The sequence below is a fragment of the Arcicella aurantiaca genome (genome assembly GCF_003148625.1).
In the GTDB taxonomy this organism is placed as follows: domain Bacteria; phylum Bacteroidota; class Bacteroidia; order Cytophagales; family Spirosomataceae; genus Arcicella; species Arcicella aurantiaca.
In genome coordinates, this window is record NZ_QGGO01000002.1 from 15,646 (window position 1) to 37,564 (window position 21,919).

15 protein-coding genes and 1 tRNA gene are annotated in these 21,919 nt (G+C 35.9%); 8 read left to right on the forward strand and 8 right to left on the reverse strand.

Annotation, left to right across the window (positions count from 1 at the left end; translation table 11 throughout):
* Positions 1–76: 76 nt before the first annotated feature.
* The 5 genes from ntrB to cobA form a co-directional block, all read right to left on the reverse strand.
* Positions 77–853, reverse strand: a complete 777-nt coding sequence (ntrB, locus tag LV89_RS01710; RefSeq protein ID WP_109741134.1) for a nitrate ABC transporter permease — start codon at positions 851–853, stop codon at positions 77–79.
* Between the two features lie 128 nt (positions 854–981).
* Positions 982–2,190: a CmpA/NrtA family ABC transporter substrate-binding protein gene (locus tag LV89_RS01715; RefSeq protein WP_229201456.1), complete on the reverse strand. Its 1,209-nt coding sequence runs from the start codon at positions 2,188–2,190 to the stop codon at positions 982–984.
* Between the two features lie 153 nt (positions 2,191–2,343).
* Positions 2,344–3,963: an alginate export family protein gene (locus LV89_RS01720; protein WP_109741136.1), complete on the reverse strand. Its 1,620-nt coding sequence runs from the start codon at positions 3,961–3,963 to the stop codon at positions 2,344–2,346.
* A 147-nt stretch (positions 3,964–4,110) separates the two neighbouring features.
* Positions 4,111–5,406: an MFS transporter gene (locus tag LV89_RS01725; protein WP_109741411.1), complete on the reverse strand. Its 1,296-nt coding sequence runs from the start codon at positions 5,404–5,406 to the stop codon at positions 4,111–4,113.
* A gap of 157 nt (positions 5,407–5,563) precedes the next feature.
* Entirely contained in the window at positions 5,564–6,328 is a 765-nt protein-coding gene (gene cobA, locus LV89_RS01730; RefSeq protein ID WP_109741137.1) for a uroporphyrinogen-III C-methyltransferase, read from the reverse strand.
* A 429-nt stretch (positions 6,329–6,757) separates the two neighbouring features.
* On the opposite strand from cobA, the gene nirB reads away from it, so the two are divergent.
* From nirB to LV89_RS01750, 4 genes are all read left to right on the forward strand, one after another.
* Positions 6,758–9,265 (forward strand): nitrite reductase large subunit NirB, encoded by a 2,508-nt coding sequence (nirB, locus tag LV89_RS01735; protein ID WP_109741138.1) that lies wholly within the window; start codon positions 6,758–6,760, stop codon positions 9,263–9,265.
* A 101-nt stretch (positions 9,266–9,366) separates the two neighbouring features.
* Complete coding sequence (gene nirD / locus LV89_RS01740) at positions 9,367–9,717, forward strand: nitrite reductase small subunit NirD (protein ID WP_109741139.1); 351 nt, start codon at positions 9,367–9,369, stop codon at positions 9,715–9,717.
* Between the two features lie 72 nt (positions 9,718–9,789).
* Positions 9,790–11,259 (forward strand): ATP-binding protein, encoded by a 1,470-nt coding sequence (locus LV89_RS01745; RefSeq protein ID WP_109741140.1) that lies wholly within the window; start codon positions 9,790–9,792, stop codon positions 11,257–11,259.
* Between the two features lie 116 nt (positions 11,260–11,375).
* Positions 11,376–12,023 (forward strand): response regulator, encoded by a 648-nt coding sequence (locus tag LV89_RS01750; RefSeq protein ID WP_109741141.1) that lies wholly within the window; start codon positions 11,376–11,378, stop codon positions 12,021–12,023.
* 367 nt (positions 12,024–12,390) lie between these two features.
* Here the strand turns inward: LV89_RS01750 and LV89_RS01755 are convergent, their stop codons facing one another.
* A complete protein-coding gene (locus tag LV89_RS01755; RefSeq protein ID WP_109741142.1) occupies positions 12,391–13,086 on the reverse strand; it encodes a DNA alkylation repair protein in 696 nt (231 codons plus the stop codon).
* A 114-nt stretch (positions 13,087–13,200) separates the two neighbouring features.
* Here LV89_RS01755 and LV89_RS01760 point away from each other — a divergent pair, with 114 nt between their 5' ends.
* The 4 genes from LV89_RS01760 to LV89_RS01775 all read left to right on the forward strand — a co-directional run bounded on the left by LV89_RS01760 (position 13,201) and on the right by LV89_RS01775 (position 20,681).
* The gene (locus LV89_RS01760) at positions 13,201–16,440 is read left to right on the forward strand and encodes a WGR domain-containing protein (protein WP_109741143.1); all 3,240 of its coding nucleotides are present in this window, start codon (positions 13,201–13,203) and stop codon (positions 16,438–16,440) included.
* Positions 16,441–16,451: 11 nt separating this feature from the next.
* A complete protein-coding gene (locus LV89_RS01765; protein WP_109741144.1) occupies positions 16,452–17,198 on the forward strand; it encodes a hypothetical protein in 747 nt (248 codons plus the stop codon).
* Between the two features lie 10 nt (positions 17,199–17,208).
* On the forward strand, positions 17,209–18,852 hold the full coding sequence (locus LV89_RS01770) for an SWIM zinc finger family protein (protein ID WP_109741145.1): 1,644 nt from the start codon (positions 17,209–17,211) through the stop codon (positions 18,850–18,852).
* A gap of 317 nt (positions 18,853–19,169) precedes the next feature.
* Positions 19,170–20,681 (forward strand): reverse transcriptase domain-containing protein, encoded by a 1,512-nt coding sequence (locus LV89_RS01775; protein WP_109741146.1) that lies wholly within the window; start codon positions 19,170–19,172, stop codon positions 20,679–20,681.
* A 53-nt stretch (positions 20,682–20,734) separates the two neighbouring features.
* Here the strand turns inward: LV89_RS01775 and LV89_RS01780 are convergent.
* Positions 20,735–20,806 (reverse strand) — tRNA-Arg (locus LV89_RS01780).
* A 183-nt stretch (positions 20,807–20,989) separates the two neighbouring features.
* Positions 20,990–21,709 (reverse strand): RluA family pseudouridine synthase, encoded by a 720-nt coding sequence (locus tag LV89_RS01785; RefSeq protein ID WP_109741147.1) that lies wholly within the window; start codon positions 21,707–21,709, stop codon positions 20,990–20,992.
* Positions 21,710–21,919 lie beyond the last annotated feature (210 nt).

The following is a 21,919-nucleotide window of genomic DNA, read 5'->3' on the forward strand; positions in this document are numbered from 1 at the left end:
GTATTAAGTAAAATTGAAGAAGGCTATGTAATACAAATACTTCTTAATACATAATACTTGAGACTTAATACAGGTTTTACTTTCCTTCCCAAGAGAATAAATTTTGTAAAGCGTTAAAGCCTTTGTCTAAAATCAATCCTACTAAACCAATAATTAAAATGGCTACAAGAATTTTTTCTAATGAAAGACCATTCCAACTATCCCAAACAAAAAAACCAATTCCTACACCACCCGAAAGCATTTCACCTGCTACAATAACCACCCAAGCAATACCAATTGAAAGACGCAAACCTGTAAAAATATGTGGTAAAGCATAAGGAATAACGATTTTGGTCAAATATTTCCAAGTTGAAAACCCAAAAGCTTTTCCTACATTTTTATGGTCTTGGGGAATACTCGAAACTCCAAATGCCGTGTTAATTACCGTTGGCCATAATGACGTAATGGCAATGATAAAAATGGTTGCCCCTCCCGAATCTTTGAAAGCTAAAAGCCCTAAAGGAAACCATGCTAAAGGCGAAACAGGCTTTAAAATTTGAACAATAGGATTCAAAAGACTCATTCCTATTTTGGTTGACCCCATCAACATTCCCATCGGAATGGCGATAATACTACCTAATAAAAAACCGGTGAATACTCTTCCTATTGAACTAAATAAGTTGTTCCCAATTCCTTTATCATTTGGTCCTCTATCATAAAATGGCTCGACCATCAATTCTTTAAAAACTGTCCATGTTGAAACTGGACTTGGGATTTCAGCTTTAGTGATTATTGAAACTAATTGCCAAAGTCCTATTAAAATTGCCATACTTCCCAAAAAATAGGCAATGCTGATTGCTGATTTTTTTATCATGATTCTTAATTAGTTATGAGGTATGAATTATGAGGTATAAAGTCGCAGACAATAAATGAAGATATGGGATTATAAATGTAATCTATTCCATACTTCATACCTACGACCTCATACCTTCTTTCTAATACCTACTTTTTGGTTGCCTTTAGATAGTCGTCAATATTGGCAGGGTCAAAATTGACATCATAAGTAGTTTTAAATGGCTTCATATCTGGTTGAACAGGTACTTGCATTTCTTTCGCTACTTCAGCAAACAAATCATCAAGAATCAATTTTTCAGCAATCGCTTTATAATTTGGTTCGGCTTTCAAATATCCAAAACGAACGTATTGAGCCAAAAACCACATAGCGTGAGATTTACGAGGTGTTGATACAAGACCGTTGTTATAAAAAGTCATGTAGTCATCTTTGTATTTCTGTACGCCTAAATCACAACCTAAATCATTTGAACCTAATAAACGAGATTCGATAGCTGCTAATGGAGCATTTACATAATATGGTTTTGTAAGCCAACCTGCTGCTTTCTTACGATTTCCCATATTGTCTAACCATTTACAAGCTTCAATAATCGCTTTCATTACTTTTTTCAAATCTTCTTTATCTTCAGCGGCAAATTTTGAATTTACTACTAATGCTTTCTCTGGGTGGTGTTTCCAAATATCCTGAGAAGCAATATGAGTAAAACCAACGCCTTGAGCCGCTGCAACGCCATTCCAAGGTTCACCTACACAAAAACCTTCCATGTTATCAACTTTCATATTCGCAACCATTTGTGGTGGTGGAATGGTGATAATACCTACTGATTTTTGGTTGATTCCAGCGGCAGCCATCCAGTTTCTCAACCAAATATCGTGTGTACCTCCTGGGAAAGTCATCGCAAATGTTACTTCTTTACGAGCTTTTACAGCCTTTACTGCTGCCGCAGCCTTATTTACTTCTTTGAAACCTACTAATCCACAAAAATCTTTTGAAAGTGTAATAGCCTGACCGTTGTTGTTCAAAACCATCGCAATTTTCATTTCTGAACCTGCCTTACCACCAACTCCTGTATAAACCGACATTGGCATTGAGAATAAACAGTGAGCCCCGTCCAATTCTCCATTCAATACTTTATCTCTAATATTCGCCCAAGAGGCTTCTTTTGAAAGTTCTACGTCAACACCATATTTTGCAAAAAGACCTAATTCTTTAGCTGCAACCAATGGAGCACAATCTGTAAGTGGAATAAATCCTAACTTAATTTTTTTGGCAGGCGGATTAATTTTGAAAGCCGATACTGCCGTGAATAGTACCATAAGGCACAAAATAGACACCGATTTTTTTAACAGAGTTTGCATAAACATTTTGTTTAAAGTTTAATAAATATCTCCAAAGTTCGACCCCCATCGAAATTTTGGAAACTTGTTGCAGTTAGCAGTAAACAGTTATCAGCCCAAAATAGACTGTTCTAAATTTAATGATAACTGCTTACTGTTAATTGTTTACTGTAATTACTTAATCGCTACAGGTTTTGAATAAAAGAAATCTGGACGAATGTTAATCATTAGATATAACCATGTTCCTGTTTTATCAAAATCCTTTGCAGCGGCATCCGTTGTAGCTTGTCCTTTAGCAAAAGGCATATTATCCGTTGCCATCATTACTGAATATCCTAATTCAAGATTTGTAAACTTATTCATATTGTAATTCAATAAGAAATCGATTTCATTTCCTAAATCTGTTCCAACGAGCGTTCCGTCACCTTTTGTAGTTGCTTTATTCAAAGCGAATGTGTGATAATCAACTCCAAATGTTAAAGCACTTCCTGTATATTTTGCTTTTAAATAACCATTATTCAAACCTCCCGCTGGCGAGTTTGTACCTACATAGAAGTAGTCCATATATCCCCAGTGGCGGTGTGGTGTTCCATACAATGGGTCAAAACGATTATTGTATCCTGTTGAAGCTTTGTAATTATTGGTTGCACTTGAACCATCATTTCCAGAAAGAACGTCATAGCCTAAAGTAAATGCCCATTTGCTTTTTTGGTACGTTGCTGCCAATGTCCAGTGATAAGCATCCATATCATTTCCTTCACGGTCTTTACCAGTTTGTCCGTAATATGCACCTTGTAAAGCAACCTTACCGAATCCAGAAGCATTTCCTAAAGTATGATTCACCATTAAACCATAAGTAGTACGGCTACGAGATTGTGAGTAATCAAAAAGGTCTGTTGCTCCTGAAGAAACAAATCTTCTTCCATAAACATAACCTGTTGCTGCACTTCCAACTGAGTCTAAACGATAAGCACTAAAATCATCTTGGAAGAAAAGTCCCGAAAATTTAGTTTGGTTAAACTTACGGCTGATATACACACTTTTGAATGATTTATAATCTTGTGATGCTCCGTTGGTTGATGGAGGATTAATCCATGCCAATGCACCGCCTGTTTTTACACTGTTTGCTCCAATGCCTCCACCTACTGTTAATGGAATAATTCCTGCTGGTGTTGGTACTAATACACCTGTTGATGTACGTGTGAAAGCGTTTACGTTGGCAGGTACATAACCTGTTCCAACTGTTCCGAAGGCATCAGTATTTTGCCCGAAAGCATAACCTGCGTCTATTTGCCATCCATGATGAACTGCTTTTAAAAGCACCATGTCATGACGACGCCCTTGTTGTAACCAATCTAAATTTCCGATTAAACGAACATCATCATAAATCAATTCTTGACGACCAATTTTAACCGTTAATAAGTCAACTGCTTTGAATTTTACGGTTGTATCAGCTTTGTTTGCAAGCGTTACTTCTGCCCAACCTTCGTGCAACATTAACTTTGCTCCGTCGGCATTTGAGATAGACGAAGCGTCTTGTCCCCAAACTCTAACATCCTGAACAGCAGCTCCAAAAAGAACTCTATCCCACTTGTAACCGAAATTCAATCTTGTTCTTTGCGAAGTAAATGCGGCTGATTTTGAATCAGTTGGCACTAAATTTCCAAGTCCATTACGTACCTCAGTTCGAGTCCTCACTTGCCCTTGCAATGTAAACTGAGCCTTCGTTGTGAATTGAGTACAAATACTCAAAAATAAGAATAGGGCTAATTTAGAAATGTGAAATTTTTTCATACATTTGTGATTGATTGTGAAATTTTAACAGAGTTAAGCAATTTGTGCCTAAACAAGACCCCCATCTTGTTTGGGCTTTTTTATAGTTTAAGCTTTGAGGAATAAGAAATAATCTACCTTGTTCCTCATCGCTGGAAACTCGTACAATTACGCAACTGATAAAGCTGAATTTGTTTCAGCCAATTGCTTTTTGTCAAATTTGATTAAAGCAGTTATAGCTCCGATTACTGCCACTGCAAAACCAATATAAATAAATGCTTGAGCATAAGAAATCGTTTCTGATTTAAAAAGAAAACCTGCTAAAACTCCTCCTAAATTTCCACCTGCTCCAACAATTCCAGCTACTGAACCTACGTTTTTGGCATCAATAAATGGTACAATTGCGTAAGTTGCTCCGTTTGCCATTTTCAAGAACATTGCAAAACCTAACATAGCCATTACTGCCATTGCAATTGAGCCTGTTTGAGCAAAAAGAATAATTCCTAAACCTTCCAACACTAATAAACCTGCCAATAACCAACCTTTTCCTCTCATTCCGTAAGCACTACCCACCTTGTCAGCAACAATACCCCCAACGGCACGAGCAAATATGTTCATAAAACCAAATACACCTGCTAAAAGTCCTGCCGTTTTAAGGTCGCATGAGAAACTTTCTGAAAAATAAAGTGCTGCTACGTTATCAAAAGTGATTTCAATTCCGAAACACGCTCCGTAAGCTAAAAACAAAATCCAAGTACGATAATCAGATGCCGCAGAGATAAATGAACCTTTGGCTTGAGTAGTTGTATCACGTTCAATTTCTGAATAATTACCCATTGGGGTATCTTTCGTGAATTTATAATAAACAAACGCCATTATTAACAACATTGCTCCTGGTAAAACCATTGCATAACGCCAAGCTTGTGGATTTGAGTAACCTAAACCAACAAAACCTGCTAATACTAAAGGCATAACCATATTGGTAATTCCTCCACCAAGATTTCCCCAACCTCCTGCTACGGCGTTGGCAGTTCCTTTGATTTTTGGAGCAAACATTGCCGATGTATGATATTGTGTAATTACGAATGATGCACCGATAACGCCTATGGCTAAACGAAATAATAAAAAGCTTTCATAACTATCTGCCAAACCAATTGTCATTACTGGAAGTGAACCAAAAACTAATAACCAAGTATAAGTCAATCTTGGACCGATGGTATCACAAAGGCGACCGATAAGCAAACGAGCAAAAATAGTTGCCGAAACCGATGCAATGATGATATTACCAATTTGTCCTTTTGTCAATCCAAGGTCATCTTTTACAATTTTCATTAATGGAGCAATACCGAACCATCCGAAGAAACAAAAGAAAAAGGTAATCCAAGTAATATGGAATGTTTGCATTTGTATTCCTTTGAAAGAAAATACATTAAGCGAGTCCAAGGGTTTTTGAGAATTATTCATAATTGCTTTTGAAAATGAGTATCTGTTTTCAGGTACTCTAAAATTTAACATCTTCTCGCCCCCACGAGAGACATTTTTCAACCTTTTGTTGAAGGGAAATATTTTCAGTTAATAGCTAATAATTAATAGGTTGTAAGCAAAACTAAAATTCTGTTGCTTACTTTCTCAATTGATAATTATTAATTATTAATTGTTCATTGAATTGTTCACTTAAACTAACCACTTCACCGATGACGATAACCGCAGGATTTGATATTTTCTCAGTATTTGATTTTTCTATAATCGTCGAAACTGTTCCAACTACTGATTTTACATTCTTACGAGTTCCGTTTTGGACAATTGCCATTGGCGTTTCTGCCTTTCCGTTTTGAGTAAAGATTTCGCAAATCTCAGATAACTTACTCATTCCCATCAAAATCACGATTGTGGCACTTGACTGAGCAGCTAATGAAATATCTCTTGACAATTCTCCTTTTTTCGTTGTTCCTGTTATCACCCAAAAGCTTTCTGAAAAACCTCTACTTGTTACTGGTATTCCTACTGATGCGGGTGCTGCAATCGCTGAAGTAACCCCCGACACAACTTCACATTCTACATTAAAAGCTTTGGCGTATTCTATTTCTTCAAAGCCCCTTCCAAACACAAATGGGTCACCACCTTTCAATCTTACCACGTGTCCGTATTCCAAAGCAAGCGTTACAATCTTATAATTAATTTCATCTTGCGTGTAAACATATTTTCCTAAACGTTTACCTACATAAATTCTCAAAGCATCTGGGCGAGCGTATTCTAACAATTCCTCATTTGCCAGAGCATCATATAGAATTACATCCGCAGACTTAATAGCTTTTATTCCTTTTAGTGTGATTAGCTCAATATCCCCTGGGCCAGCACCAATTAAAGTTAATCTTGGAATATTCATATTATAAGTTTTTTTACTCTGTGAAACACTAATTGTAAATACTCAGTGTTGATTTCGATACAAAAGTTGCACAAAAATGTTAAAAACCAAAATTTAAGTTCATTTTTTAATTAATTTTTTTAAAATAATTGCAAAATACCAATTTTTAGGTTTAAATTTGAACCATAAACAAAGCATTTGACAGGAAAATATTAAAAACAGGTTATAAAATAAGTACAATTAATGAATTGTTAAATTTTATCTTGAAATAGTTATAAACACTCAATTTGAAGATATACGTAACCTAAATAATTAAAGAAGCATGAGTAATTAAGGCGAGTTAATATTTAATAGGTATTTATACTCAATATTAAAATATTACTTATTTATATGGCTTCAAATAATACTTAATAACTTCTTATTTATTAATCATTTTGACAAAATCTTAATATGAAAAAGAAAATTGTTGTCGTTGGAAATGGAATGGTTGGCTACAAATTTTGTGAAAAACTTATAGCCAAAGACATAGCTAAGAATTTTGAAATCATTGTTTTCGGTGAAGAAATTCGTCCAGCTTACGACCGTGTTCATTTATCAGAATACTTCGCAGGGAAAACGGTTGAAGATTTAACAATGGCTCCATCTTCATGGTATGCCGAAAACAATATTAACTTAATATTGTCCGACCCAATCGTTGATATCGACCGTGACGCTAAAACCGTTCGTTCACATCATGGTATTGTTGAAGGTTATGACTATTTGGTTATGGCTACGGGTTCAGGTGCTTTTGTGCCGCCAATTCCAGGAGTTGAAAAAGATGGCGTTTTCGTTTATAGAACCATCGAAGATTTGGATTTAATGCAAAACCACGCCAAAAAAGCAACGAAAGGTGCAGTAATCGGTGGTGGTCTTTTAGGATTAGAAGCAGCAAAAGCTCTTTTAGATTTAGGTTTAAAAGAAGTTCATGTGATAGAATTTGCATCGAGATTGATGCCAAGACAAATTGATGAAGCAGGTTCAAGAGTTTTACAAACAAAATTGGAAACGCTTGGCTTACAAATTCACTTGAATAAAAATACCCAAGAAATTGTAGGTGATGGTATTATCGAAGCTATGCAATTTGCTGACGGTTCTCGTTTAGACGTTGATATGCTTGTGATTTCGGCAGGAATTAAACCACGTGACGAAGTAGCAAGAGTAGCAGGTTTGGAAGTGGGTATTCGTGGTGGAATTGTGGTTGATAATGCCCTACAAACATCTGACCCGAACATTTTTGCCATTGGCGAATGTGCTTTGGCTCACCACATGATTTACGGTTTGGTTGCTCCGGGTTATGAAATGGCTGAGGTTGTTGCGACTAAAATTGTGGGTGGCGAAAAAGAATTTATGCCTTTTGATATGTCAACTAAATTAAAATTAATTGGTGTTGACGTAGCAAGTTTTGGAGATGCTTTCATTGAAGAACCTAACGCTCAGACAATTGTATTTGAAAATTCAGCAAAAGGAATTTACAAAAGAATCAATATCTCAAATGATGGTAAATATTTGTTAGGTGGTGTTTTGGTTGGCGATGCAGAGCAATATAATATGCTTTTGCAGAACACTAAAAACAAAACGATTCTCCCTCCAGACCCAGAAGATTTAATGTTGGGAGCAAGAGGTGGTTCAGAAGGTGGAGCGTCGGGCGTGATGGCATTGCCAGACGAAGCCTTGATTTGTTCTTGCGAAGCCGTTACGAAAGGAGCAATTTGTCATGAAATTGTTGAAAATAAAGTTACTACGCTCGACGGCATCAAAAAATGTACAAAAGCAGGAACAGGTTGTGGCGGTTGTGTCCCAATGGTGAAAGACTTAATCAACGAAACGATGAAGTCGCAAGGTGTTTTTGTGAGAAATATTCTCTGCGAACACTTTGATTATACTCGTCAAGAATTATTCGATTTAGTCAAAATCAAAGGCTACAAAACTTACAATGAAGTTTTAGATAATTTAGGAAAAGGCGATGGTTGCGAAGTTTGTAAGCCAGCGGTAGCCTCAATTATTGCAAGTTTATGGAACGAGATGATTTTGGAAAAAGGAAATGCTACCGTCCAAGATTCTAATGACCGTTTCTTAGCCAATATTCAGAAAAACGGTACTTATTCGGTAGTTCCAAGAATTCCGGGTGGAGAAATTACACCTGAAAAATTGATTGTTATCGGGCAAGTTGCTTTAAAATATAACCTCTATACCAAAATTACGGGTGGACAAAGAATAGATTTATTCGGAGCTCACGTGAGTGACCTACCTGAGATTTGGGAAGAATTAGTAAACGCAGGTTTCGAGTCGGGTCATGCCTACGGAAAATCATTGAGAACCGTAAAATCTTGCGTTGGTTCAACATGGTGCCGTTTTGGCGTACAAGATGCCGTAAGCTTTGCCATTGAAGTTGAAGAGCGTTACAGAGGTTTACGTTCTCCACACAAATTAAAATCAGCGGTTTCGGGTTGTACTCGTGAATGTGCAGAGGCACAATCAAAAGACTTCGGAATTATTGCTACTGAAAAAGGTTGGAACTTATACGTTTGCGGAAATGGTGGCGTAAAACCACGTCACGCAGAATTATTAGCAACTGATATTGACTCAGAAACTTGTTTAAAATATATCGACCGTTTCTTGATGTTTTATATCAAAACAGCCGAACCATTAACTCGTACTGCTCCGTGGTTAGACAAAATGGAAGGTGGTATCAATTATTTGAAATCGGTAGTAATTGACGACGTTTTGGGTATGGGCGAAACTTGGGATGCAGAAATGAATCTTTTGGTAGAAGCCTACAAATGTGAATGGAAAGAAGTTGTTGATAATCCAGAATTGCGTAAGCGTTTTACACACTTCGTAAACGCTCCGAAAGTAAAAGACCCAAATGCCAAATTTGAACCAATGCGTGAAATGGTAAAAGCCGCAGAATGGAAATAAGCAATTATGAATTAGTGAATTGTGAGTTAGTGAATCAATCGTCTTTGAATATTTACTAACTCACAACTCACTAAATCACAACTCACTAAATCACAAATAAAATGGTTTTAGAACAGACAATAACATGGCACTTAGCGTGCAATACAGAAGATATTCCTGCTGATGGGGGAGCTTGTGCTTTAATTGAAGGCGAACAAGTAGCGATTTACAACTTCGCAAGACGTGGCGAATGGTACGCAACCCAAAACCTTTGTCCGCACCGTCAGCAAATGGCATTATCAAGAGGAATGATTGGCTCAACAGGTGCTGAGGCAGAGCCAAAAGTAGCTTGCCCATTCCACAAAAAAACCTTCTCTTTAAAGTCAGGAGAATGTTTAAGTGGTGATGATTATGTAATAAAAACTTATCCTGTAAAAGTAGAAAACGGACAAGTTTTTATTGGTATGGAATAGTAACACGGGAATCCTTCCCGTGAAATTAAAGTAAGAGAAAGCATTTCACACGGGAAAGACTCTCGTGGTACTATGATAAAAAAAATCTATAAAAAATTAACGTATCAAGACGCAAACCCACTTGATGCACAAATATTTCAAAGATTAACACGACTATACGTTATCGCACTTTTAGCGGTAGCGTTATTGTCGTTAATAGGACAGATATTAATTCAGGTATTTTTGAATTCTTTACTTGATGATTCGCACGTGGTCAATATTGCTGGGCGACAAAGAATGTTAAGTCAAAGGTTATCAAAAACGGCTATTTTACTCTGTCGCCCACAGGTTTTTCAGGCGGATGCCGAATATTATTCCAATGATATTAAGGAAATTATTTCGCTTTGGGAAGAAAGCCACGAAGGACTAAAAAACAAAAATCTCAAGACTGACGGCAAAAGTTATACGGTAAGAAATAGTGAAAAAACCGACAGTATGTTCCGAGAAATTGACCCAATTTTTAAGGTAATTTTGGCGAATGCTAAAAATATAAATAAAGCAATTCAGAAACCAGCAAAAAATCAACAAGAAGCACTACAAAACTCTCTTAATCAAATACTTGTAAACGAAAGGGCGTTTTTACAAGTAATGAACAAAATTGTATTTCAGTATGATTTAGAGTCAAGAAACAGAGTAGATACCACCAAAAAAGTGGAGCTTTTTTTATTCATTTTGTTATTCAGTATTTTAGTTTTAGAAGGAGCATTTATTTTCCGTCCGATGGCAAATAATATCCGAATTGTCATCAAAAAAATCACAGATTCCGAAAGTAATCTTCGTCAAACAAACGAAACACTAATCAAAACTCGGGAAGCATTAGTACAAGCCACCGAAGAAAAATATAAACTTCAATTAGCAGAGGAAAAAGTGCGAGCGGCGTCATTAATTGAAGGACAAGAAAGTGAAAGAAGACGTTTAGCTGCTGACCTCCACGATGGAATCGGGCAAATGTTAACAGGTTTACGACTGCACAGCGAAAAAGTCAAAAGTTTTAAATTTACAGGAATAAAACAAGAGAAATCTTTTGAAGAATTACAAAAGCTCATTCAAGAAACCATAGAAACCACACGGACGGTTTCTTTCAATCTTGCTCCCTCAGTTTTAAGCGATTTTGGCGTAGTGCCAGCCATCAGAATTTTGAGTGAACAGGTTTCTAAAATGTCAGAAATTAAAATAGAATTTCAAGTACCTAAACTCGCTCGTTTGACAGAAGGCATTGAAACCTGCTTGTACAGAATAACGCAAGAGGCAATCCACAACGCTGTAAAATATTCAAAAGCAACCTTAATTACTATTAAAATAACGAATACAGAAAATGCTGTAAAGTTGGAAGTTGCCGATAATGGTCAAGGGTTTGAAATTCCTAAAAAACGAAAAGCAGTTGGAGGAAGTGGACTGAAAAATATGCACGCCAGAGCTGAATTACTACACGGTTCTTTTAAAGTGCAGTCCAAAATCGGTAAGGGTACAACCATTCTTGTAAGTATTCCATTAGATAAGTAAAATATTAGATTGAAAAATAGTATATTTTCAGTGAAAACACTTTCGCAGGAAGTCTATTAAAAGCTAAATGAGATACTGACTGTAAACGAATTGCAAACTAAAACAAAAATAAACTTATGACCCCAATCACAGTATTATTAGCGGACGACCACGATGTTGTAAGAAAGGGCATGAAAATGCTTCTGGAGGATGAAGAAGATGTAAAAGTAATTGGAGAAGCCTCTGATGGTTTAGATGCCATTGAAAAAATAGGAATTTTACTGCCCAATGTCGTTATTTTAGATTTAACAATGCCTAAAATGAATGGTATTGAGGCGGCAAAGATTATATCAGGCGATTACCCTTCTGTAAAAATTCTGATATTTTCAATGCACAACAACCGTGAATACATTGTCAATTCGGTTGAGAATGGAGCAAGTGGTTATTTATTGAAAGATACAGGCAAAGAAGAATTGATGAGAGCCATCAAGGTAGTGTCGGAAGGTAGAAAATATTTTCCACCAGAAATTTCAGAAGTGATTATTGATGAATTATTAGCCAAAACGACTATTGAAGTTCAAGACGACAAAAACCGTCCGATTTTTCAAAAAATCACGCCAAAAGAAAAACAAATTTTGGGTATGATTGTACAAGGTTATAACAGCCGTGAAATTGCCGATAAATTATTTCTCAGTATCAGAACGGTTGACAATCATCGGGCTAACATGATGAAAAAAACCCAAGCCAAAAATACCGCAGATTTAGTAAAAATGGCAATTGGATAATTTTCAGTAAACAGTTATCAGTAAACAGTTATCAATTAACAGTTATCAGTAAACAGTTATCAATTAACAGTTATCAGTAAACAGTTATCAATTAACAGTTATCAGTAAACAGTTATCAGTAAACAGTTATCAATTAACAGTTATCAGTAAACAGTTATCAATTAACAGTTATCAGTAAACAGTTATCAATTAACAGTAAACAGTTTTTATTCATTCAAGTTTTCAAACTATTAAATACTAATTTTAGTTTATTGATAACTGTTTACTGTTAATTGTTCACTGTTAACTGCTAATTGTTCACTGTTAACTGCTAATTGTTCACTGTTAACTGTTAACTGTTCACTGTTAACTGCTCACTGTTAATTGTTCACTGTTTCAAATACCCTAACCTCTTTTTTCCCTCCATCCGTTCAATGGCGTATCGTAACATGGTTCGAGGCATTTTATGGATATGTTCGTCTAAAAATTCTTCCAATGCCAACTCATCTTGCTTTCCCACTTCTCTGAGCATCCAACCGCAAGCTTTGTGCATAAGGTCGTGAGGGTGCAAAAGAAATTTTTCAGATAATCGAAAAATATCCGAAAACTCTCCGTTTTTAATCAAAGCAAGGGTAGAAACAACCGCAATTCTCTCCGACCAAAGATGCCCAGTTGAGGCTAAATCGTATAAAACCTGACGGTCTTTATCCAACAAGTATTTCCCTAAAATTTTGTAACAAGAACAATCCACCAAATCCCAATTATTGATTTGTTTGACATTTTTAAGATAAAAATCTACGATTTCTTGACGATTAATTTCAGTAGATTTATGAAACTTTGAAACCAAAACCAATAAACCCGCAAAACGCAATTCATGGATTTTGTCATCAATCAGTTCTTGAATTTCGAGAAAATTGATAGCCTTCCAATATTCCTTCACCAAAGCCTGCACCTGTGGGTTCGACAAGCCAATGAATACGTCACCTTCGGCATATTCACCTTTTCCAGTTTTGAAATATCGAGCCATTTGAGCCGCCCGCTCTGGGTTGGCGAGTTGCAATAGTGCTTGTTTTAGATTGGACATGTTTGATAAATTACTTGGTATATTGTAAAGCCCACAAAGTTAGTATCTTTTGCATATTTCGTGTAGAATACCTATTTTGGTGTAATAATTATTTAATACATCCTATCGGACTACATGAAACTCATCAAACAATCAACATTATTCTTCAAAGAAGGCAATTCAGACAAAGTTTATGAAATAGACCTATGCGAAATCGGCAGTGGACAATATGTCGTTAATTTTCGATACGGAAAGCGGGGAAGCACCTTAAAAGAAGGAACAAAAACAGATAAACCTATCAGTCAGAGTGCTGCTGAACAAGTTTTTGACTCTCTGGAAGCCGAAAAACGTAAAAAAGGGTATCAATCTGAGCAAGAAATGTTTCAGCAAATGCCTGATTTACCCGAAGAATCTTCTTCCACAAATCCAATCGAAAAAGCAATTCTGAAACGTTTAAAAGGGTTGATTGATGGACAAAATCCATTTAAAACCGAATGGAAACCTTCACGAGTTATCTGGCGTGCAGGAGAACTAAAACTAAAAGCTGCCGTTCCCTATATTATTCGACTTACCGATAGAGGCGACGAAATGCAACGATATTCTGCTCTTTGGGCATTAGGACGAATTGGCGACATTTCAGCAGAACGCACGTTAAATGTGTATTTTTCTAATCAAAAATATACTGAAAAAACCCGTAGAATTGCAGGGGAAGGCTTAATTCAAATTTTATCAGAAAATGCTCTTCAAGACCACTTAAATACGTACTTAAATCGCTTACCCGAAGACCTAAAAAATGCTCTTTCAAGTGCTGATGAAATACGAAGTATTTTACAGAATAAAATATTTATCAACCCTGTTGGAGAATATGATTTTTTAGCAAACTTATACACATTATCTATTAATAATCAGGCACTTAAAAAAGAGTTAATAAGTGTTTTGAAAGAAATTCCTTTGAAGGCAGGGTTTTTCAAACCAATCCGACATATTCTAAAAATTGCTGAGTTACGAGATGATTTTGAGATATTGGGTTTATTGTCTTATCGTTTTGAAAGAACCCTTGAAATGTTTAAAAAACCTGTCATTCATTCATGGGAATCTGAAGATGATGGACGAGAAAAAAGTGCGTATATTCAAACCATTGGTCAGTCAATAAAAGTTACATCTGAACTAAAAAAGAAAAATAGCAAAATTGCTTATTCTGATAAAACAAGAGCCTATTTAATCCGAAGAACACTTCGACAATTGAAAGAATTAGGGCAAGAAGAGAAAACGGAGTATGTAAAACTGGCTCTTTCTATTCTGCTTTCGTACAATGCTAAAAAAGACTACAAAGCCCCATACTCAACAACCGAATATAACTATACTAATGGATGGACTACCTTTCAAAAGGAATACCCTGCCTATTCTGATGCAGTTTTGATGAATCTTATTTTATTTGGTGGTGGAGATAGTTTGACTTTTTATGACAATAAATGGCATAAAACTAATCGAAATATTACAGTCACAAGTCAAACGACAAATACTCATTATACTCCAAATACTATCACAAACACTACTCAACAAAGTAGTGAGGGAGGCGTATTAAATCGTGTTTTTGACTCGGTATTCTCCTTGTTTTCCAAACCTAAACAACAAGAAATTACCAACCCCGAGCCAGCAACTCCTCCGATTGAAGTAACTACTCAACCACAAGAAGTCATTACACCTGCTCAGAAAAGAGAGGAATTATATCCAGCCTTATGGGATAAAGTACCACAGGCATATTTGCAACTTTTACTAAAAGCAAAAGTTGACGAAATACACGAGTTCGCTTATAAAAACTTAACGTCACATTCTGATTACCAACAGATTAAAGCAAAAATTGATTTTCCTTTAATGCTTCAATTATTGGCATCTGAATATTTGATTGCAACACGGTTTGGCTTGGAATTAATCAAAGAAAAGCTAACTAATAATCCAGATAAAACAATTACAATTGCCCTGTTGAATAGTCCTTTGTGGGAAGCAAGACAGTTCGGTTTAGAAATCATCCAAAAAGACATTAATGGATATTTGGGGGAATCGTCATTTGTTACAAATTTACTTTTTTCAAAATATGGAGAAGTAAGACAGTGGACTATGAAGATTCTCAACGAACGCCCTCTCAACGAAACCCAACAACAACTTTTGGTAGGACGAAGCATTGCATTATTGGCAACGTACCAACAAAATACAGAAGAAGATAATCTTACTATTAAAGACGCCACTAATATTTTACTCAGAAATTGTTCGGAAGCACTCCTCAATATTAATAATCAAGTAATGCTTGATTTATTGAATTCGCCGATGGAATCAATCCAAGTTTTTGCAGTTAAAATTATCATTCTCAAAAACGCTCAACCTACCGCTGAAATCCTGTGTTCGTTGTTGTCAAGTAAGTTTGAACAAGTCAGAAAAACAGGTGCTGAACTATTAACAGAATTAAAAAGTCGTATTGATACTGATACAAATTATGCTACACAATTAGTTAATTATCTTGTACCATTATTGATGCGGAAAGAACCCTACGAAGGGCTGCATCAAGATGTTTCCAATATTCTGGGAAATCAATTAATGGGGCATCTTCAATCCATAGACACCAATACAAGCATTCGATTGATTCATTCAAATTATAGTCCCGCCCAAGACTTGGGATTGGTGTTATTAAACAACTACATCAACACGAACAACCTTACTATCAGGCAAATCGTAAGCATTGGCAACCATGAACAATTGGTTTATCGTCAGTGGTGCTGGGCATATTTTCAAAAAGATATAGCAAGAATTAAATACGAAAGAGACGAATCTATACGACTCTTAGATGCCAAGTGGGACGATAGTCGAGCATTTGCCATCAACTATTTTAGAGATACTTTTGAAGTACACGATTGGACACCCGAGGTTTTAGTTAGCATTGCAGATTCCGTCCGACCAGATATTGAAGCCTTTGGGCGTGAACTGATTAGCCGCTTTTTTGAAGAAGGGCAAGGCGAAGAATATCTGCTAAAACTGAGCCAACACCCAAGCGTTGGTGTGCAGTTATTTGCCACTAATTATTTAGAAAGATTTGCTTCTGATAATCCTGAAAAATTAAAATCCATTACTTTTTATTTCCGTTCGGTTCTTACAAGGGTCAATAAAGGACGAAGTGCAAAATCACGAGTTTTTTCATTTTTGCACCAAGAAGCACTCAAATCTGCTGATTCAGCTTTGGCAGTAGCCGATATTTTACGAGATGTCTCTGCAACGGCTTCTATTGAAGACAAGGCTACTTGTATTACCATGATGAGAAACCTTCAAGAACAATTTGAAAATTTACATTTACCCTTGAAAGTGGTAGATTTTGAAACACGATAAAACACCTTATTATGCACATTTTTTGGGTAATTTTTGCAGAATGTCTATTGGCATTAATTGATTTTCTAACCATGAAATTTATTGAAACCCGTGGTTTTAGAGTAATTGGTATAAAATATGGCTTCAAACCTGTTTTGTACGACAAAACGATAAACAATTTTCAGTTTACATTAGGTATTATTCCCTTTTTCGGCGGATTGGCTTCTTATGAATCGAATGTCAAAAAATATACGCCTAAATTTTTAAGTCCCATAGCCTATGCTTTTCTATGTGAATTGGGGTTTCCATTTTTACTGATTTTGACATTGATGATTTTCATAGTTCTTTCCATTTGTGGTTTAGAAACAACACGCATTGTATTACAACTCATTTTTACAATGAATATTAATTTAGTCGATTGGGTTTTATTATTCAACAAGTTAGACAACTTAGACCCAATAGTCAGAATGCCTATCTCAATTTCAATTTATGTCACCATTTTTTATTTATACGCTGGAATATTGAGACAGTTGGTATATATTATTTTGGAAAAAGTCCTTAAAATCACCTCAGATGCAACCCAATATGTTGTTACAACAATTCTTTTATCCATCTTAATCAACAACATTCCAGACGCATTTTACGGGCATTTGCTAAATTTTAGTACATTTTCCCCTTTTATGCTTTTAGATTGGCTTATTGGTCACTGCATTTTTATTACAATTGTTGGTTTAATCATTGAAGTAATCGCTCGAAAACAACAAGAAACTCACTTATAATCAATACCAAATGCTATTTAACTATAAATACGGTGGCACTTCATCGGTTACAAGCAATGCCAATTCGGTGGGAATGTCTTTTGCCCCAGATACACTTCGAGAGCCTACCTTTTTCGTGGGGAAACTGCATAAAAAACTTGCCTTTCGTGAAGCAATGTCTGCCTTGCACGATGTTGTAGTTTCGGATATGCGGTTTAAGCCTAAGGATAAATCCATGTACAAAGAATGGGCTGCTCAACAAGAAAAAGTATGGTTATCTGAATATTTGGAAGAATTGGATATTCAAAACGTCAAAGACCGAATGAGTCTGATTCGTGATGAATTACAAGGCATTTATAAAGAGAAAGACCGTATTTTAAGTCCTTATTATACTGCTCGTAAAAAATACTTCGACTATCTATATCAAAAAGATAGAGATACGTGGTTTGTTTTAGACCCTGTGATTACGGTACATCCCGACGAAGTATTTTTTGAGTGTTTTAGTCAAGATGAATCTTCTTACGGTAAATTGGAGTCTAACTATAATGTTTTTAAGCAAATAAATGAGTTTGAATGTGGCACAACCAACATTGATTATTCTTCTGATTTATATAATGAATTTCAAAAAATAAGAGATTATAAAGAAACCGATTTCAAGATTGACCCCAGTGGTTTTTCCGTAAAAACTACCAATGAAGATGAATACAAAGAAGTAAAAATTGATTTGCCCGACAGTTGGGTTCGTGGTTTTTTACAGGTAAGTTCAGCCATGACCTTGCCTACCACCAGCTTTGACTTGCACCCAATGGATATTTACAATATCTGTTTATTATTGCGAAGATTCAAGGAAAAAGAAGGTCCCCGTTCTATCAAGTTTATTTTGAAACCTAACCAACCTATCACTTTACTTTTTGAGCCATTCAATAAAGAAATAGTATGTGCAAGGTCAATTTTTCAAGGAAATGAAGCTAAAACAATCAGAATTTGGGGCAGACGACGGCTATTAATTTTGGAACGACTCATTCCCGTAGCCAAGAAATTTACGGTACATCTTACAGGTTCGGGTTTACCATCATTTTACGTAGCAGATTTGGGCGATATGACCTTCACACTCGGGCTTTCGGGCTGGTCAGCCAATGACTGGTCGAGGTCAGGAAATTTTGATTTAATGGCTCCACGAGCTGATGTTGACGGTTTTACAGCTCAAAATATTTATAATGCTCTTCGAGAAAATTGGTTTGAAAAACCAGAATCACTCGCCAAACGATTAAATACAGATACAAAAACCGTTTTAGGAGCATTAGGCACATTTACACAAGCAGGCAAAACAATTTACGACTTAAATAAAGGCGTTTATAGAATTCGAGAACTATCCAGAGAGACACTACCCATTCATAAATTACGCTTTGACAATCCGAGAGAAGAATCAGCCACCGCTTTAGTAAATGATAAAAAAGTAAATTTAACAGCAGAAAAAATAAGTAATGGCTTACGATTATCAGGAACGGTGAAACAATCAAATCGAATTTTTAACCCAACTGTTGTCATAGATAATGACGAAAGAATAGCACAAGCCTCCTGCGATTGCGATTTTTATGTTCACAATAAACTATTCAAAGGACCTTGTGAGCATATCATTGCATTGAGAATTGAACATCGAGAGAGAAATCCATGAGTTTAATTTGTTAAATCTATTTATTCAATTAATTTGCATCAGCAAAGAGAAAAACACAAAGACCTTGCATTCCGAAAGGAAAGAACGATGTTTCGTCGTTCGTGAAACATGACTACACAAGCATCACTAATTCAATCTTTACTGTGAGGGCAAGTTACCAGTACGCACTTTTACAGTAAAATCTCCGAGAAATTAAAAGTGCGTACTGGTAACGCCCTCTTGGAGTTGATTGATTTAGTCCTGAGTATCTTCGAAGGTGTTTTTTCTCTTTGCTAACCTTTTGCTTTAATCGGCAAAAGGCTAAAAATTAAGTTCCTATGTCAGAACGCCTCAGTCGCCAACAACTCTACGACCGTATTCGTGAAACCTCAAAAGACGAATATATTCTTTCCGAAATGAAAAAATTAGGCTTTTGGAAGTCTAATGAAACAGAACCCCAAATTTCAGAACAGCTCATTCAACGTGAAGGTGATTTACACCGTGAGCTTAACGACCTTTCCCAGCAACAACGTCGTTATGATAATCAGCAAGCGATGATTGCCGATATGCGAAAATCTCGGATGGAAGCATCCAAGAAAAAGCAACTCGAAACCAAGCAAAGAAATCAACAAAAACGAATTGAAAAAGCCGAAAAATGGAAGACTCAACAGCAAAATTCCATTGTATATCTTGGAGAAGAAGTTTCGGGCGGATTAAATAGTACACAAACGGATATTGCTAAACTGAACAGTTTTGGATTACCACACTTTACCGATGTTTTAGCGTTGGCACAAGCCATGAAATTAACCTTAGGACGACTTCGTTTTTTGGCTTATAACCGTAAAGTTTCAACGGTGTCTCATTATAAAAGATTTTATTTACCCAAAAAATCAGGAGGGAAACGGTTGATTTCAGCACCAATGCCCATGCTTAAAGATGCCCAATACTGGATTTTAGAACATATTTTATATAAAGTATCTCCTACCGATTTGGCACATGGTTTTGTTCCAAATCGGTCTATTATGACCAATGCACAAAAACACATTGGACAAGATGTAGTCATAAATCTTGATTTGAAAGATTTTTTTCCAACGATTGATTATAAACGAGTGAAGGGCTTATTCAACAAATTTGGTTATTCCGAACAAATTGCCACCATTTTGGCACTGATTTGTTCAGAACCTGATGTAGAATTACTGGAGATAGACGGAAAGCAATATTACACGGCAAAGTCTGAACGTAAACTTCCACAGGGAGCTCCAACCAGTCCAGCCATTACCAACTTAATTTGCTATCGTTTAGATTGTCGTTTTGAGGGAATCGCTAAAAAATTCGGATTTCAATACAGTCGCTATGCCGACGACTTAACGTTTTCTGCCAAAGGCGAAGGGAAAAAATTAGTTGGACAGTTATTATGGTCAGTCAAGCAAGTAATTACCAATGAAGGATTTACACTACATCCAGATAAAATTGCCGTTATGCGTAAAGGCTCTCAACAAAAAGTTACGGGTATCGTGGTCAATGACAAAGCAGGAATTGACCATAAAGAACTGCACAAATTCAGAGCCTTGATTCATCAAATTGGGAAAACAGGAATCGCAGGAAAGACTTGGCGACAAGGTGTAAATTTAGAAAATTCAATGCGTGGATACGCAGAGTTTGTATCAATGGTAAAACCCGAACAAGGACAAAAATTCAAAATAGCACTGGATAAAGTTTTTGGCGTAAAAGTAAAATCAGACAAACAAGATATTCCACAAAATCCGATAATTGAAAATAAACTACCCGAAGAAAAGCCCAAGAATATAAACAAAAATGAAGATGGGAAATCTTGGTGGGAAGTGATTTAAATTAAAAATGCTCTAATTTTCAAAATTCATGAAAATTAGAGCATTTTACATTGTAGCCTCGAAAGGAATCGAACCTTCATCTTAGGTACCGGAAACCCACATTCTATCCATTGAACTACGAAGCCAGCTACTAAATGAAGCCCTTTTAGAATAGATTTTGACAAATTTACTTCGTCTTATTTTGATTAACAAAATCCTATTTTTCACAAAAGATACGCTGTATATTCCTTAAAAAAATACGATTCTGCTAATCAAAAAACACAAATCAACTTTATTCAAAATCTATTCTAAAAGGGCTTCTCACAAAATTACGAAAACTTATCCAACTGCTTTACCAAAACGTCAAAATCTTTTGGATAGGGTGCTTCTATGGTTACAACTTCGTCATTCATTAATTTAAAAGTCAATGAACGAGCATGAAGAGCTACTCGCTTAATCAATGGTAATTCTTCTGTCTCTTTTTTCAGATTAAACTTTCTCTTCAAATCTGAAAGGTAAATCATATCACCATCATAAGTTGGGTCACAAACAATTGGTGCTTTCAAACAAACCAAATGGATACGAATTTGGTGCATTCGTCCCGTAATGGGCATACATTCTACCAAAGTATGATTTCTATATGCTTTAATTGTGTTAAAGATTGTCTCGGCTTCTTTCCCTTTTTGGCGGTCGATGGTAACTTGTGTTCCATCACGCTTTTGAGCAATTGGTAAATAAACCGAAATCATCTCAAAATCATGAGCCCCATTTACTACTGCGTGGTATCTTTTGGCAACTTCACGATGTTCAAATTGCATGGAAAGATGACGATAAGAAGCTGGATTTTTAGCTATTGCCAAAACTCCAGAAGTCTCTTTATCAAGACGATGAGCCAATTGTGCATCATCAGAATATTCTTTAGCCATACGCAAGATACTCAACGAGTTATCTGCTTGGCGTTCATCTAATGAAGCTACGTGAGGAGGCTTATTGATAAGAATATAGTCGTCGTTCTCGAATATAATTAAGTCTTTAAAATTCAGTCGCATGAGATTCAAAATAGCTGTTTGCTATTGGCTTTAAGCTATCGGCTTTCTATTAATTGTTAAATTTTCACACAAAGATACGACCTTATTTGATAATGTGCCGAAAGCAAATTAAAACCCTCAACTCATAAACCCATAAACTCATAAACCCATAAAACTCATAAACCCATAAACTCATAAACCATAAACTCATAAACCATAAACTCATAAACC

Bases quoted from the DNA above. Each gene is read 5' to 3' on its own strand.
- ntrB (WP_109741134.1), bottom strand. From the start codon at position 853: ATGATAAAAAAATCAGCAATCAGCATTGCCTATTTTTTGGGAAGTATG.
- LV89_RS01715 (WP_229201456.1), bottom strand. From the start codon at position 2,190: ATGCAAACTCTGTTAAAAAAATCGGTGTCTATTTTGTGCCTTATGGTA.
- LV89_RS01720 (WP_109741136.1), bottom strand. From the start codon at position 3,963: ATGAAAAAATTTCACATTTCTAAATTAGCCCTATTCTTATTTTTGAGT.
- LV89_RS01725 (WP_109741411.1), bottom strand. From the start codon at position 5,406: ATGAATAATTCTCAAAAACCCTTGGACTCGCTTAATGTATTTTCTTTC.
- cobA (WP_109741137.1), bottom strand. From the start codon at position 6,328: ATGAATATTCCAAGATTAACTTTAATTGGTGCTGGCCCAGGGGATATT.
- nirB (WP_109741138.1), top strand. From the start codon at position 6,758: ATGAAAAAGAAAATTGTTGTCGTTGGAAATGGAATGGTTGGCTACAAA.
- nirD (WP_109741139.1), top strand. From the start codon at position 9,367: ATGGTTTTAGAACAGACAATAACATGGCACTTAGCGTGCAATACAGAA.
- LV89_RS01745 (WP_109741140.1), top strand. From the start codon at position 9,790: ATGATAAAAAAAATCTATAAAAAATTAACGTATCAAGACGCAAACCCA.
- LV89_RS01750 (WP_109741141.1), top strand. From the start codon at position 11,376: ATGACCCCAATCACAGTATTATTAGCGGACGACCACGATGTTGTAAGA.
- LV89_RS01755 (WP_109741142.1), bottom strand. From the start codon at position 13,086: ATGTCCAATCTAAAACAAGCACTATTGCAACTCGCCAACCCAGAGCGG.
- LV89_RS01760 (WP_109741143.1), top strand. From the start codon at position 13,201: ATGAAACTCATCAAACAATCAACATTATTCTTCAAAGAAGGCAATTCA.
- LV89_RS01765 (WP_109741144.1), top strand. From the start codon at position 16,452: ATGCACATTTTTTGGGTAATTTTTGCAGAATGTCTATTGGCATTAATT.
- LV89_RS01770 (WP_109741145.1), top strand. From the start codon at position 17,209: ATGCTATTTAACTATAAATACGGTGGCACTTCATCGGTTACAAGCAAT.
- LV89_RS01775 (WP_109741146.1), top strand. From the start codon at position 19,170: ATGTCAGAACGCCTCAGTCGCCAACAACTCTACGACCGTATTCGTGAA.
- LV89_RS01785 (WP_109741147.1), bottom strand. From the start codon at position 21,709: ATGCGACTGAATTTTAAAGACTTAATTATATTCGAGAACGACGACTAT.